Source organism: Paenalicyclobacillus macrosporangiidus (assembly GCF_900116805.1).
Taxonomy (GTDB): Bacteria; Bacillota; Bacilli; order Alicyclobacillales; family Alicyclobacillaceae; genus Alicyclobacillus_H; species Alicyclobacillus_H macrosporangiidus.
This window is the reverse complement of record NZ_FPBV01000016.1, coordinates 1-15,289: the sequence shown is the minus strand read 5'-3', so window position 1 is coordinate 15,289 and position 15,289 is coordinate 1. Positions and strand designations below refer to the sequence as shown.

At 64.3% G+C, this 15,289-nt stretch carries 11 protein-coding genes; 4 read left to right on the top strand and 7 right to left on the bottom strand.

The window, feature by feature from the left end; all coding sequences use genetic code 11:
• Positions 1–87 precede the first annotated feature (87 nt).
• Both BM357_RS13010 and BM357_RS13005 read left to right on the top strand, forming a co-directional pair.
• On the top strand, positions 88–1,362 hold the full coding sequence (locus tag BM357_RS13010; protein WP_074954168.1) for a glycoside hydrolase family 18 protein: 1,275 nt from the start codon (positions 88–90) through the stop codon (positions 1,360–1,362).
• 60 nt (positions 1,363–1,422) lie between these two features.
• The gene (locus BM357_RS13005; protein ID WP_074954165.1) at positions 1,423–2,469 is read left to right on the top strand and encodes a ring-cleaving dioxygenase; all 1,047 of its coding nucleotides are present in this window, start codon (positions 1,423–1,425) and stop codon (positions 2,467–2,469) included.
• Between the two features lie 195 nt (positions 2,470–2,664).
• Here the strand turns inward: BM357_RS13005 and BM357_RS13000 are convergent, their stop codons facing one another.
• Positions 2,665–4,116: a hypothetical protein gene (locus tag BM357_RS13000; RefSeq protein ID WP_074954163.1), complete on the bottom strand. Its 1,452-nt coding sequence runs from the start codon at positions 4,114–4,116 to the stop codon at positions 2,665–2,667.
• A gap of 13 nt (positions 4,117–4,129) precedes the next feature.
• Positions 4,130–5,719 (bottom strand): DUF4855 domain-containing protein, encoded by a 1,590-nt coding sequence (locus BM357_RS12995; protein WP_074954160.1) that lies wholly within the window; start codon positions 5,717–5,719, stop codon positions 4,130–4,132.
• Positions 5,720–5,961: 242 nt separating this feature from the next.
• Here BM357_RS12995 and BM357_RS19905 point away from each other — a divergent pair, with 242 nt between their 5' ends.
• The gene (locus tag BM357_RS19905; protein WP_175511530.1) at positions 5,962–6,120 is read left to right on the top strand and encodes a hypothetical protein; all 159 of its coding nucleotides are present in this window, start codon (positions 5,962–5,964) and stop codon (positions 6,118–6,120) included.
• 121 nt (positions 6,121–6,241) lie between these two features.
• On the opposite strand, the gene BM357_RS12990 is transcribed toward BM357_RS19905, so the two are convergent.
• Positions 6,242–7,216, bottom strand: coding sequence for an aldo/keto reductase (locus BM357_RS12990; RefSeq protein WP_074954157.1), 975 nt, complete (start codon positions 7,214–7,216; stop codon positions 6,242–6,244).
• Positions 7,217–7,438: 222 nt separating this feature from the next.
• On the opposite strand from BM357_RS12990, the gene BM357_RS12985 reads away from it, so the two are divergent.
• Positions 7,439–8,701: a hypothetical protein gene (locus BM357_RS12985; protein WP_074954154.1), complete on the top strand. Its 1,263-nt coding sequence runs from the start codon at positions 7,439–7,441 to the stop codon at positions 8,699–8,701.
• Positions 8,702–8,762: 61 nt separating this feature from the next.
• Here BM357_RS12985 and BM357_RS12980 read toward each other — a convergent pair whose 3' ends face one another.
• The 4 genes from BM357_RS12980 to BM357_RS12965 form a co-directional block, all read right to left on the bottom strand.
• Positions 8,763–10,442 carry an MDR family MFS transporter gene (locus BM357_RS12980; protein ID WP_083430492.1) on the bottom strand — a complete coding sequence of 560 codons (1,680 nt, stop codon included), beginning with the start codon at positions 10,440–10,442 and terminating at the stop codon, positions 8,763–8,765.
• A 245-nt stretch (positions 10,443–10,687) separates the two neighbouring features.
• Positions 10,688–11,962, bottom strand: a complete 1,275-nt coding sequence (locus BM357_RS12975) for a SpoVR family protein (protein ID WP_074954151.1) — start codon at positions 11,960–11,962, stop codon at positions 10,688–10,690.
• Positions 11,963–11,965: 3 nt separating this feature from the next.
• Entirely contained in the window at positions 11,966–13,129 is a 1,164-nt protein-coding gene (locus BM357_RS12970; RefSeq protein WP_074954148.1) for a DUF444 family protein, read from the bottom strand.
• 22 nt (positions 13,130–13,151) lie between these two features.
• Positions 13,152–15,038, bottom strand: a complete 1,887-nt coding sequence (locus BM357_RS12965; protein WP_074954145.1) for a PrkA family serine protein kinase — start codon at positions 15,036–15,038, stop codon at positions 13,152–13,154.
• Positions 15,039–15,289 lie beyond the last annotated feature (251 nt).

Sequence of the window (15,289 nt, the reverse complement as noted above, 5' to 3'; positions counted from 1 at the left end):
ACGCGCGCCTTCGGGCTCTCGCCCAGCCGGCGCCCCGCCCGCCCGCATAGGCTGGGTGGGAATCCGCCCGACGAAGGGGGTGTTTCGATGCAGATTCACGTCGTCCGCCGCGGCGAGACCGTGTGGACTCTGTCCAGGCGCTACCGCGTCAGCATGAACCAGATCGCCGCCGTCAACGCGCTGCCGCACCGGGACGTCCTCTTGGTCGGCCAGGCCCTCGTGATCCCCACGCCCGAAGGCGTGTACTTCGTCGAGCCCGGCGACACCTTGACCGCCATCGCCCGCCGGTACGGCACCACCGCGGCGCAGCTCGCCGCCATGAACGGCATTTCTGATCCTTCCCGCATAGAAGCCGGCCAAGCCTTGCGCGTCCCGTCCCGGCCCCGGCCGACCATCGAAACCAACGGCTACCTGACCGACTTCGGCTCGCGCGGCCAGCAGTTCCTGCGCCAGGCGGGCCCGTACCTTACCTACCTCAGCCCGTTCAGCTACCACGTGACCGCCGCCGGCGGGCTGGAACCACCGGGAGAGGATCCGGTATTGTCGATCGCGCGGGACGAGCGGATCGCCCCGATGATGGTGATCACCAACTGGCTCGGCACGATGTTCAACTCCGACCTCGCCCACACGGTCCTCAACGACGCCGCCGTCCAGGACAGACTCGTTCAGAACGTCCTCGCGACCCTGCGCGCCAAACGGTACTCTGGCCTCAACATCGACTTCGAGTACATCTATCCGCAGGATCGCGAGCCGTACAACCGCTTCCTCGAGCGCATGAGCACCGTGCTGCACCAGAACGGGTACCTGCTGTCCACCGCGCTCGCGCCCAAGGTCAGCGCCACGCAGACCGGGCGTCTGTACGAAGCGCACGACTACCCCGTGCACGGCCGGCTGTGCGATTTCGTCGTCCTGATGACGTACGAGTGGGGCTGGATTGGGGGGCGGCCGTGGGCCATTGCGCCGATGAACGAGGTGGAGCGGGTGCTCAACTACGCCACGTCCGTGATCCCGCGCAACAAGATCCTGATGGGCGTGCCCGTGTACGCGTATGACTGGACCCTGCCCTGGCGCGAGGGCACGTTGGCCGAGTCGTTCAGCCCGCAGGAAGCGGTGCGGCGGGCTGTGCAGCACCAGGTCCAGATCCAATACCATCCCACCTATCAGGCGCCGTATTACCACTACACGGACAATCAGGGCCGGCGGCACGAAGTGTGGTTTGAGGACGCCCGCAGCATCCAGGCCAAAATGGACACGGTCAAACGCTACGGGTTGCGCGGTGTCAGCTACTGGGAGCTGCCCGCGGACTTCCCGCAGAACTGGCTGGTCCTTGCGGACAACTTTCGCGTCCGCAAGCGCGTCTGAGCAGACCGTGGCTCCATGTGATACAGTGGAACCAAACCCAAGCCATTGGGGGGAGCACACATGCAGTTGCTCGGCATCCACCACCTGACCGCGGTCTCATCCCGGATCCGCGACAATTACCGTTTCTACACGCAGACCCTCGGCCTGCGCCTCGTCAAGCGCAGTGTGAACCAGGACGACGTCAGCGCCTATCACTTGTTTTACAGCGGCGATCGGCGCGGCATCCCCGGCAACGACCTGACCTTCTTCGATTGGGACCTGCCCCGCGAACGCCGCGGGACGCGCAGCATCACGCGCACGTTCCTGCGCGTGAACGGCCGAGAGGCCCTGGATTGGTGGGCGGACTGGTTGAAGGAGAAAGGGGTGACGCACGGCGGCGTGACGGAGTGGAACGGCCGGCCCGCCCTCGTCTTCGAAGACCCGGAGGGACAGCGCCTGGCCTTGATTGACCAGACGGCCGGCCCGGTGACAGGCGCGGGGAGTGAACCGCCGCCCCCAGGCGAAACGCGCCTCTGTTCAGACGAAACGCACACCCGTGAAGCGACGGGGGCCCAGGCGGACGACCATCAGCCGTGGGAGAGAAGCCCCGTGCCCGCGGCGTACCAGATCCGCGGCCAGGGCCCCATCCTCATCAGCGTCCCGGTGCTGCGGCGGACCGATCCGCTGCTCACCCAGGTCCTCGGGATGCGCCAGGTGCGCCAGTACCGGCATCCTGAATCCCCGTCGCACACGGTCTACGTCTACGAGATGGGAGACAGCGGCGCGCACGCGGAGCTGCATGTCGCGGAACAACCCGACCTGCCGCCCGTCGAGCCTGGGGCGGGCGGCGTGCACCACGTCGCGTTCCGCACCCCGGATCATCTGTACGACGAGTGGATCGAGCGCCTCACGACCTTCCGCGTCCGCAACAGCGGCCCCGTGGACCGGTACTGGTTCCGCAGCCTGTACCTGCGCGAGCCCAACGGGGTGCTCTTCGAGATCGCCACCGACGGCCCCGGCTTCGCCGTCGACGAAGACCCGGACACCCTCGGCGAAAAGGTGGTGCTGCCGCCGTTTTTGGAGCCGCATCGCGAAAAGATTGTCGCCAACCTCAAACCGCTCGACTAAGGGATGTGGGGCATGCCGCTTCGCTTGTGCGCTAAAGCGAGCCGCTTCGCGGCATGCCCCACATCCTCGCCCGACGTGTTTCGGAGGTTCGTGGAAACTTTGTGCCTTCGCCTGAGGAGCATCCCATAGGGTGGGGTGCGTCGCGCGAAACGGCTCGCGTCAGCGCAGGTGCGTAGCGCGACGCACCCAACCAGGTCACTGCAGGTAGACGCGCTGCGCCTGCGGGTTGCTGGTGGAAGGATTGACGGAGATGCTCACCCAGCCCAGCACTACCGATCCCTTCGCGGCGGGCACCATGTTGTTAAAGGTGATCTGCAGCGGTGCGCCAGCGGGCGCCTTCACCCACACCTGCGCCGGCCGCGAGGTGAGCTCCCGGCCGTCGAAGGCCGCTGCTGCCGTCCAAGTGCTGCCGCCGTCGAGGCTGTACTGCAGGTCGCCCGCCGTGCTGGCATAGGCGAACCAGCGCCCGTCCGGATCGACCGGCAACTGCACAATGAGATCGCCCCCCTGCAGGCGGGCGGTCACCCCGTTGAAGAACCGGTACGTCTTCGTGATGGCCTCCTGTATCGCCGCGTCGGTCGGATAGTACGGCGTCCCGTCCGGCGCCTGGTCCCCGGCGAACGTCCACACCCACTCGTCCTGCGGCGTATACCGCACCTGCAGCACCCCGCCCGACACAATGCCGCCCGCGCGCAGATTGCGCAGGTTCTGCACAAAGCGCGCCTCGTCGGCCTGCGTCAGGTATTGCCCGCCTACCGTGCCGTCGGTGAGCCCGACGAACTGCGCCCACGCGTCCAGGCTCCCGCCCGGCTGATAGCGGGCATTGGTGATGCCGAGCTGGTTCCAGACCATCTGCTCCGCCGTCTGGAGCGTCACCACGTCGCCCGCGCCGAAGTGGGAGGCAGAGAACGGGGAGATCAGGCGGCGCGAGACCGCTGTGGAGATGGCCGGCCAGCGAGGATCGGAGGCCGGGACGTCGTCATACGGACTCGTCGCGGGGGCCGAGACCGACAGGCCGAGGGCAGAGACGAGGTCCGCCACGAGCGCTCCCTTCGACACGGTCCCCGGGATATCCGACGCCTGCGGCGTGGTATCGGGCGGTGACGGCGGGGTGGTACCTCCGGACCCCGAGCCGCTCCCCGAACCGGCGGACGTCGTGGTCATGGTCCACGTCTGGCCGTTCCAGGACGACTGGATCCCCAAGCGATCGAAGACGCGCATCACGTACCACACCGGGATGAACATGGTGGGTTGGTGAGACGCGGGATCGACGTCGACGATGTCGTAGACGCGCTTCACGAGCGTGCCGTTGAGGTATATGGACACATTGCCAGTGCCGACGTCGATGTTGGACAAGTCGACCTTCATCCCGCTGGGCACGGTGATGCGCCAGTTGCGCCCGTCCCAGGTGCTCGTCACGTGCAGGCTGTCGAGCGCGCGCATCAGGTACCAGCCCGGGAAGTAGGCCGTGCCGTGGTCGGCGAATCCCATCGGCTGAGATATGGTCTTGCCATTGAGGACAATCCGCTTCTGTTGCATCGCGTGCTGCGGCGCTTGGACCGCGGCGGCCGCCGGCACCAGCGGGATCGCCGATGCGACGAGCGCGGCAGCCAGTCCCATCGCGGCCTTCCATGGATGTAGCTTCATCGCGATCCCTCCCTCACGGTTGCAGCGCGAACTGCGCAGTCAGGTCGTACACGGCGCGCACCGCGGGATCTGGAGACTGCGCCGCGGTCACCAACAGCTTCGATCCTGCGTAATAGGCGTGCGACACCGCGCCCGCGAAGCCGTCCTGCTGCAGGTGCTGCAGGAAGGCCTGGTATTGCGCCTCCATGCCGGGATCTTGGAGCACCGCTTCCGTGAGCTCCACCTCGATGCCGAAGCCCTCCCGGCGCGCCGTCTGCTCCGCCTCCGTGATGCGCCGGGCGTCGGCCGCTGCCCCCTGCTCGATGAAGTTGGACTGCAACCACGCGGCGTCAAACCCCGCCTGGCTCCACGCGTCCGTCCCCGGCGCGTCGTAGAACGGGATCCAGAACAGCGGCCAGCCCTGCGCGTGCGCCGCCTGAGCCGCGCCGCTGATCAGGCGGGTTTCGGCGGGGGCGCCGGGATCAATCGCTTCATTCTCCCAGTACACCCCGGCCAGGGTGAGATTCTGGAATCCCGCCCGGTTCCAATCGGCCTGCAGGGTCTGGAGGTACCATTGCACCGCCTGCGTGCGTGCGGACAGGGCGTTCGGGTCCTGCGCCGACCCATCGAAGGTCAGGCTGCCGCCGTTGGCCGCACCCCACACGCCGTCGCCGTAGGCGGGATACGGCACGGCGATGACGACCTTCTCCCGGTACCCGGGCGTACCAAGGATCTGGTTGGCTTGTCCCACCGCCGCGTCAAGCGCGGACAGCTGTTGGCCGGGCCGGAAGAGATCGTCGAGGTACGCCTGCCAGGCACTCTGCTTGTCCTGCAGGGTGCTGTAAGGCAGGAACAGGACGGTGTCGAACAGGTGTTGCGCGGGTGCGCCGTTCTGCGGCTGGTACATGACCATCGGCAGGAAGTCGGCGGTGCTCCAGGTACCGGCGTCGCCGTGGTCACCCGTGTAGGCGAGCAACATGTTTCGGATCCCATGGCTGCGCGCGTCTCCCGGCGAGAGCGGTTGTTGCGCCCCGGGCGATCCGCCGGTCTCCGGCGACAGATCGGCGCTCCCGCCGCCGACCGTCGATCCGGTGATGGTCAGATGCCGCGCGAACACCCACACCTGTACCGGGAACGAGATGCGGATCTGCTGGGCGCGCACCCCCTTGGCGTCGATACGGAAGGTGTAGGTGGTATTCCGCTTGTCCGTGGGCGGGATGACCGGCCGCACGGTGCCGAGTTGCACCCAGGTGCCGTTGACGTTGGCCGAGAAATCCACGTGGCTGGGATAGTAGATGCCCGAGCCGGCATTCTGCTCCATCTGAATGGAGATGGTCTGCAGGCTGTAGCTCTGCGGCAGGGTCAGGGTGATGTCCCGTCCTCCCTGGCGCAGGAAGCCCCGCCAACTGTCCCCGCCCCACAGAGGGCCGCTGTACGTCTGCTCCATCCTCGAAAACGTCGCGTCGTACTGTCCCTGAACGTCCGTTGTGACGGTGGCCTGCGAGGTCAGATCCAGCGTGGACGTCTGCGTGGCCGCCCACACCGCCGCCCCGCCCGGCCAGGCGATGAGCCCCGCGGTCAACGCGAACGAGGCCGCTCCGGCTATGGCGCGTTTTCTCTCCATTCTGTCCTCCAAAATCTCCTTCAGGTGCACAGGCACCCGTCTCTGGGATGGGAATCGGTAGCGTGGATAGAAACGGTTGGTCCGCCTGCCGCTACGATACCATAGACACGATAGATAGACGAGAAAACCGGTGAATTTGTCACAGTCGCAGATTTCTGTTTTCGTAATGAAACCAGGTCGGGAGGAAGATGAGCGGGTATACCCGGACAAAGGGAGAGGCATGCTGACAAGGGGGGATGGGCATGAAGACCAAAGCTACCATGATTGGCATCGTGATTGCCGGGGTGTCGCTAATCGTCACGTTCCTGTGGATGTTCCACAGTCACCTGTGGCAGGGGCTCCCCCATCCGGAGCAGATGAATACGGTGCCCTCACTCCCGGATTACAATCCGAAGCCATGAACCCGAGCGCTCAACGCCGGGGCGTGCAGATGCGGCCTGCGCCAGCCGGGTTTTGCACTCGATGAAGAAGCGAAGTTGCGCGAAGGGCGGGCCAGAGCCCGCCCTGCCCGGCAACAGGCCGTCACTTCAACCGGAACGCCGCAAACGGCGGGCTGTACACGAACGGCTGGCTGATGCGGTCGAGCTCCGCCAGCGTAGCCGCGTCCAGCTTGACCTCCAGAGCCTTGAGGTTTTCCGCCACCTGCTCCGGCCGGCTGGCCCCGGCAATCACCGTCGACACCGCCGGCCGCTGCAACAGCCAGGCGATGGACAGAGCGCCCGGGGTGACGCCGAGATCGGCCGCAATCCGGGCGACCTGCCGGCCGAGCTCCAGCCGCTCCGGCGTCAACCGGTTGGCGAAGCGCGGCTCTTTGTCCAGGCGCGACCCGGGCGGGACCACGTCGGGCGACGTGTACTTGCCCGTGAGAATGCCTCCCGCGAGCGGGAAATACGGGATGAGGCCGATGCCCTGGTCCAGGCACAGCGGCACGAGTTCCTGCTCCACGGTCCGGTCCGCCAATGAGTACGACGGCTGTATGGACACGAAGCGGGCCAGGTTCAGCCGCTCGCTGATACCGAGCGCCTTCATCAGCTCCCATGCGTAGTAATTGGACGCCCCGATGTAGCGCACCTTGCCGGAGCGGACGAAGTCGTCCAGCGTGCGGAGGGTCTCCTCCAGGGGCGTGTCGGGATCGAACGTGTGAATCTGGTAGAGGTCGATGTAATCGGTGCCGAGACGGCGCAGGCTCTGCTCCAATTCCTGCTGCAAGTGCCGCCGGGACGATCCCCCGTCGAGCGGCCCATCCCCCGTTCGGCCCCCCGCCTTGGTGGCCAGGATCACCTCGTGCCGCCGACCGCGGATGGCCTCGCCGATGATCTCCTCCGACCGGCCGCCGGTGTAGATGTTGGCGGTGTCGAGGAAGTGGATGCCGCCATCGAGCGCCTGGTGGATGATGCGGATAGAGGTCTCTTTGTCGGCGCGGCCGCCAAACGCGTTGGTGCCCAGGCCCAGGACGGAGACCTTGAGGCCGCTTGCACCCAAGGATCGGTATTCCACAACATTCACTCCTTCCTTTCCGACTGTCTCAATTGTACCGTACCCTTGGTGGTATCCGCATACGTCCGGCACGCACAAAGAATGAATCACCGAAATGTGAACCTACTGAATTTCTATACAATCAGGTGTACGATTGGAGGCAGAAGATTGCATCCGATGCGGTCCTGTCGAATGGGTCACCCCAATTCGTGAATCGACCGTGGGTGTGTTTGGAGGTGCGCCATGAAACGCTGGACCAAAGCCTGTCTTGAGACGGCGGCATTGACGCTCGCCCTCACCGCGTGCGCTCCACTCGCACGCACCGCCGTGCCTGGCCATTCGGAAGACGCGTCGGACGCACCGGCCAATGGCACGCGGACCGGCATGACGGCGAACGTCACGCAGGCGAGCATACCCGCCGTCATCCCGGGGTGGCGTTATATCGACCTGACACCCGTGTTTGGCGGTGATGCCCAAATTGTCGGGTTGCAACCGCGGGAGTCGGTTCTGACCGTCACGGCATCCTATGACACGTCATCCGCCGGTGACATCGTGTACCAGTCAGCCCCGCTCGACCTGAGAACATGGAAGTTCTCTTCCCAGGGCGTCCCGGCGGAACAGCCCGCAAAGTATACGGGACCCTGGACGCTCCGCTTCGGTCCCGTGAACCGCCATAAACCGGTTCAGATCACCCTCGTTCACGATGGAAAACCAGCTTTCTCGCTTCCCTCTTCCATTCCCGGATATGCGTCGTTGATCAACCCAGCAGGGGAAGATCCAGGCAGCTACGACAACCGCATCCTCGGACAGACCGGGCCGTGGCTGTGGCTGGCCATGAAGGGCCCCGAGAATCCGCCGATCCCTGAGTTATTGTGGGGATACCGGGTCTGGGACCGGATCGTCGCCGTCAACGTCCAGACACAACAGGTTTGTGTATTCCCCATCCCTAAGTCGACATCACCGGTGAGCACCTGGGATGTGACTCCGGCGTTCGCAGAAAGGAACGGAATTGTATACGTGGGCACAGGTTCGTGGCTGGGGCTGCTCCCCGCCAACCCGACCGCAACGTCAAAAGTGGACGTCATCCAGGCGGAGCCGGCCAGCATCCGGCAGCAAGATGAGACAGCGATGCTGAACGCTCTTCAGGAACGGGTGACCTCCGCCGCAGACGGCCTGGCGCTGATGTGGAACCACTTTGTGATGCAGGGGAACACCAAGACCATATTGGACTCGTGGATCTTCGATCCGGTTTGGCTGGTTCACGGAACCTTGCCGCAAGACATCATTTGGGCCCTCGATTTCCCCCTTCAAGAGGACAGTGCGGCCTATCAAAAGCGTGCAAAACTGGTGGCCGACCTGGAGGCACTGCTGCACAATCCGTTGCCTTCGGCGTGGGTGGCCCTGTCGGAGCCGGCGAAGCTTCGCAGTTACTTCCATGCCACCCCGCCGACTCCCTTGCCAGGCTACACCATCCGCCAAGGATACTACGTGAAGATTGACTCGTGAGACCCATCCTTCACGATGAGCTTGTACCTCGACTTGCCGCGGCGGCGAACCTTGGGGCGCCTTACGCCTCCGACGGCGCCGGCCGCGCCCTGCGGCGGCTCGAGATCTGGATCTTTCCGAGGAACAGCGAGCACACCACGCCGAGCAGGATGAACACCAGACCGAACCAGAACACGCTGTGCAGCGACTCGACGAGCGCGGACTTGAGCACCGGCACCAGGGTGTCCTTGAAGGCCGAGGGCATCTGCGCCAGCGCATTCGGGTTCAGCAGAGACGAGTACAGGCCCTGCGCGTTGGTCTCGACCATCGACTTCAACTGCGCCACCATCGGATTGGCGGGGATGCGTTGGAGCAGCGGATCGAGCTGGGCGGTGAGCAGCGCGCTCGACCGCGCGTTGAGCACCGCACCGAGGATGGTCATCCCGAAGGTGCCGCCGATCTGCCGGAAGAACTGGCTCGACGACGTGACCACACCGAGCTCCGTCCGCGGGAAGCTCTCCTGCAGGGCGATGGTGAGCAGCGGCATGACCAAGCCCATCCCAATCCCGAGAAGGATCATGCAGCCGGTGACCGCCAAGGTCTTGGTGTGGACGGTCAGGTTCGCGAGCAGGATGAAGCTCGCGGCCATGATGAGCATGCCGATGGTGGTCTGCGTACGGACGCCGATTTTCGTCACCAACCGCCCGCCGACCATGCTGCCCGCCATCACGGTGAGCATCATCGGGGTCATGGCGGTGCCGGACGCCGACGGGCTGATGCCGATGATCCCCTGCAGGAACAGCGGGATGAACATGATGGATCCGAACATCCCGACGCTCATCAGGAAGCCGATGCCGTTGATGAGCACAAACGTCCGGTTGCGGAACAGCCGGAGCGGCAGGATGGGTTCCGCCGCGCGCGCCTCGACGAGGACAAAGGCGGTGAGAGATACCAGCGCGATCGCGAACAACCCGAGGATCTGCCAGGACGTCCACGGGTAGTCCTTGCCGCCGAACGTGAGTGCGAGCAACAGGCTGACGACGCCGACCACCATGGTCACGATGCCGCCGATGTCAAACTTCACCCGCTCTGTGCGGCGGTGGCTGTGCAACCCCATGGAGATGAACACGATGGCGATGACCGCGATGGGCAGGTTGATGTAAAACACCCACCGCCAGCTCAGCGCGTCGACAATCCATCCGCCGATCTGCGGCCCGACGATGGACGACAGCCCGAAGATGGCACCGAACACCCCCTGCCACTTGGCGCGCTCGGCGCCCGTGAAGAGATCGCCGATGATGACCATGGCCATCGGCATCATGATGCCCCCGCCGATGCCCTGAAACCCGCGAAAGAGGATGAGTTGGTTCATGGTGTGGGCGGCACCGCACAACGCCGACCCCAACATGAAGATGGCCAGGCCGGTGACGTACACCACCCTGCGGCCGAGCAGGTCGGCCAGCTTGCCGGCGATGGGGACGACGGTGGTGGACGTGAGCATGTACGCCGTCGTCAGCCACGCCATGTAGGCCAGTCCCCCCAGTTCGCCGACGATGCGCGGCATGGCGGTGCCGACGATGGTCTGATCGAGCGCGCCGAACAGCATGGCGATGATGAGCCCGGTGATGAGAATGCCACGGTGTTTGATGGACGCGTGCTCCGGTTCGGCCGACTCGGCGGATGCCGAAGACGTGTCCGGACGGAATGCATCCTCGCCGCTGTTCGCCAGGTTTGCGCCTTCCGGATGGTTGGGACGGTTCATTCTGGTTTCCCTCCACATTGGCACAGAATCGAGACGTGTGAGATGCATGAGCGTACGCACAGAGGTAGTTGAATACGGATAGCGTGGATGGTTCGATGAGACGTTGATGGGATGCTGTAGATTTACTTACTAAATATTTTATTTACATTACCTTTTACTTCACATAGCTATTTATGCCATGACGGAGCCGCCGTGTCAAGGATGAGAAAAAATAAAAAAACCGGCCATTCGGCCGGAAACCGCCCCTACACCACGCGGCGCAAGACGTGGTCCCCTTCGCACCGGAACTCGGCCGTCCGCCCGTCGACCACCGTCCGCAGCGTCACCGGCCGGCCCCACAGGCGGTACACCCGCGGCAGGGTGCGCTCGATGTACCGCACGTCCAATTCCTGTCCGTCGTAGGCGTGGGTGATGCACAGGCCCCCCATCCGTCCCACGTCGCCGTCCGTCACGTACAGGACCGGGAAACCGCCATTGATGCGCTGCTGCACCAACAGGTCGCGGATCTTTTCGTAATTCCGCTCCACAATCACCCACTCGATGCCGCGCCGCTCGAACAGGTACAGCTCACACGCGTCCACGATGTCTTGGTTCAGATAGTTGCGCAGGAAGCTGGTGTCCGACTCGCACTCGCGCACCTCGAACATCTTCTCCCGGCCGTAGCGGCGCTCGATGTCCCGCCAGATGGCCAGTCCCACGTTGTACGGGTTGAGCGCGAACCGGTTCGGCTGCGTGACGTTGGCCGTCAGCTGCGCGAAGTCGATGGCGTCCTGCCCCGACAGTTCCATCTCCCGCATCAGTTCGGTGTGCCAGAAGGTCGCCCACCCCTCGTTCATGATCTTCGTCTCCAACTGCGGCCAGAAGTACAGCATCTCCTCGCGCACGACGGCGACGATGTCGCGCTCCCAGTCCTCCAGGTGATGGCTATTCTCGAGGAGAAAACCGAGCAGGTCTTTCTCCTGCAAACCCCCGCCCTCATGGGCGCAGGCCGCACCGTCCCGCATCGCCCGCCGGCGCGCGCGCATCGACGGGTCCACGTGCTCCTGGATGGACATCGCCGCGTCAATCACCTCCTCCACCCGGGCCACCCCGTACTTCTCCTCGTAGCGCCGGAACCGTTCCGCCGTCGCCGCCATGGTGTCTATCATATCGCGGTTCGTGCACCGGAACCGGGCGTTGTTCTTGAAGAAGTCGCTGTGCCCGAGCACGTGTGCGACAATCATCTCGTTCTGCAGGACCGTGTTGTTTTCGAGAAAGAATGCGTAGCACGGGTCGTTGTTGACCACCAGCTCGTAGATGCGCGACAGGCCCAGGTCGTAGTCGATCTTGTGGCGGTGGTACTGCTTGCCGAAACTCCAATGGCTGTACCGCGTCGGCATGCCGAAGCCGGCGATGGTGTACACCACGTCCGCCGGGCAGATCTCGTAGCGCATGTCGAAAAAGTCAAGCCCGAGTTCGCGGGCGCGCGATTCCATCCAGGCGATGGTCCGCTCAAACCGTGCGTACTCCTCACGCTTCATCTCTCAAGCCCCCTCTCGCGACGCCGCGGCGTCGGCGCGGAAAAACGCCCGCATGATCTTGAGCATGTCCCGCGGATGTCCGGCCGTGGCCCAGCGGAAGACCGCGGGATTAAGCCCCGTGACGTGCCGGGACAGGGCCGTCACGCGGTTGTACGGGTTGATCTCCACATACCCCGTCATCGCCGAGACGGCGCACAGGTCCTGCAGCACCGTCACCGCCCGCTCGTTGTCGGCCGGGTGGTTGTCGCCGTCCCCCACGTACAGCGGGTAGATGTTCCACAGCTCGGACGGATAGTCGCGGCGGACGAGGTCCAGCGCCAGTTGGAACACCGTCGAGCAGACGGTCCCCCCGTTCTCGCGCGTGGTGTAAAAGGCCTCCTTGGTCGTCTCGTACGCCTCGGCGTGATGCACCAGGTACCGGATCTCCACGTTCTGGTACTGACGGCGCAGGAACTTCTCCGTCCAGAAGAAGAAGGTTCGCGCCATGTATTTCTCCGTCATCCCCATGCTGCCCGACACGTCCATCATGGCGATCACGACGGCCCCCGACCCCGGCTGCTGCGTCTCCTCCCAAGTCTTGAACCGCAGGTCCTCCTTCGTGATGACCAGTTTCTGTCCCGCCAGGCGGCTGCGCCGCAGCGCCTGCAGAAACGTCCGCTTGCGGTCGATGTTCGCCTGGATGCCGCGCGGCCGAACGTCGGTGAAATCCACCCCGTCCGTCACCTGCCGGACGGGGGGCTTGTCCTTGAGGTTGGGCAGCCGCAGGTCGGCGAACAGCGCGTCCTCGATGTCCTCGATGGACACCTGCGCCTCCAGGATCTGCTCGCCAGGCTGATCCCCCGCCCCCGATGCGCCTGGGCCCGTGCCCTGCCCGCCCGCGCCGCCGGCCCCTTGGCCCCCGCCGACGCGGCCGATGCTCTGGCCAGGCTCACCCTCACCTTGGCCGACGTGCTGTTGTTTGTTGTAATCGAAGCGAAAGTGCGGTTCGTCCAGCGTCGGCACCGGGATGCGGACGGTCCGCTTGCCGTCCGACAGGATGATGCCCTGGTCCGACACCAGATCCGCCAGGTTTTCGCGAATGGCCTGCTTGATCTTTTCGCGGTGGCGCGCCTGCGCGCTCTGCCCGCGGCGGTCGAGCGACCAGTCGTCGTGGGTCACCACGCTCATCGCGCACGCCTCCCTCTTGCCCTCACCGGTTCAACAGGCTGCCGACGTATTTCAACACCTCGTTGGCGCAAACCGGGCAGTAACCGTGCTTGTCCACCAACGTCGAGTGCACCTGGTTGATGCGTTTCAACTGATCCGGATCCGGGGTCTTGGTGTTGGTGGTGATCTTCACCACGTCCTTGAGGTCGGCGAACAGCTTCCGTTCGATGGCCTCCTTCAGGCGCTCGTGCGAATCGTAGCGGAACACCTTGCCGCGGCGCGCGTACGACGACATGCGGATCAGGATCTCCTCGCGGAACTCGGTCTTCGCGTTCTCGCTGACGCCGATCTGCTCTTCCACCGAGCGCATCAGGGTTTCATCGGGATCGACCTCTTCGTCGGTGATGGGGTCGCGCAGCTTCTGCCGGTTGCAGTACGCCTCGACGTTGTCGAGGTAGTTGTTGAACAGGGTCTGCGCCGACTCCTCGTAGGAGTAGACGAAGGCCTTCTGCACTTCCTTTTTGACCACCTCGTCGTACTCCTGGCGCGCCATGGCGATGAAGTTGAGCAGCCGCTCCTTGTCGGCGGAGGTGATGCTGGCGTGCTGATCGAGCCCGTCCTTGAGCGAGCGCAGGATGTCGAGGGCGTTGATGCAGCGGGCGTCGCTTTTGACCAGCGCCGAGGAGATGCGGTTGATGACGTAGCGGGGATCAATCCCGCTCATCCCCTCCAGCGGGTGCTCGGCCTGCAACTCCTTCACGTCGATCTCGCCCTTCTCCACGTCCTGCCCGTCGTACAACTTCAGCTTCTTCATCAGGTCAGCCTTGGCCGACTCCTTGAGGCGCGACAGCACCGAGAAGATGGCGGCGGTGCGCAGGCCGTGCGGGGCGATGTGCACGTCGCGCAGATCGCTCTGCTGAATCAGCTTTTCGTAGATGCGCACCTCGTCACTGACGCGCAGGGTGTACGGGATGGGCATGACCACCATGCGCGAATGGAGGGCTTCGTTCTTCTTATTGGAGATGAAGGCCTGGTATTCGGTCTCGTTCGTGTGGGCAATGACCAGCTCGTCCGCCGAGATGAGCGCGAACCGGCCGGCCTTGAAGTTCCCCTCCTGGGTCAGGCTGAGCAGGTGGTAGAGGAACTTGCTGTCAATCTTCAACATCTCCTGCATCTCGAGGATGCCCCGGTTGGCCTTGTTGAGCTCGCCGTCAAACCGGAACGCGCGCGGGTCCGACTCCGATCCGTACTCGGCAATGGTCGAGAAGTCGACACTGCCGGTCAGATCGGCGATGTCCTGAGACTTCGGGTCGGACGGGCTGAAGGTGCCGATGCCGATCCGCTTGGTCTCGCTGAACAGGATCCGCTCCACGGGCACGCGCAGGATGTCGCCGCCGAATTCCTCCTCTAACCGGAGCTGGCAGACGGGGCACAGGTCCCCTTCGATGTGCACGTTCAGCTCCCGCTCCATCTCCGGCCGCAGCCGGTGCGGGATCAGGTGCAGCGGTTCCTCGTGCATCGGGCAGCCCTTGATGCCGTACGCCGCCCCCCGGTCCGTTCGGCTGTACGCCTCCAGCCCGCGCTTGAGCAGTGTCACCAGCGACGACTTGCCGCCGCTGACCGGACCCATCAACAAGAGGATGCGTTTGCGGACATCCAGCCGCCGCGCCGCCGAGTGAAAATACTCTTCCACCAACCGCTCGAGCGGGATCTGCAGTCCGAACAACTCGTCGTCGAAGAAGTGGTAGATCTTGTGCCCGTCCACCTCCTCCACGCCGGCCGACACAATCATGTCGTACACGCGCGCGTGCGCGGTATTGGCGATGTTCGGATTCTTCTCGACCAGCCCGAGATACTGTTCAAACGTCCCCTCCCAATACAGGTCCTGCTCCTCCTGTTTGTACGCTCGCAACCGCGCTGCCAAACTCACCGCGATTCTCCTCCTTTGCAAGGCTTGGGATGGTTGTCCGTGTGGTGTCGGCATGTGAGGGTCTTCCAGCGTATACCTTCGCAACAAAGCTTCTCACAACAAAATCTGCTTTCACATTCAAGTGTCTCACCACAACGGAGGATTAAACGTGGCGGGGGGTAGTGTCCCGTCAAGTGGTGTAATTTCACCGTTTGTGTCTAATTTGTGACGTCGCTGGCTTTGCCCCGTTGGGGGGATTATATCGACCGTCG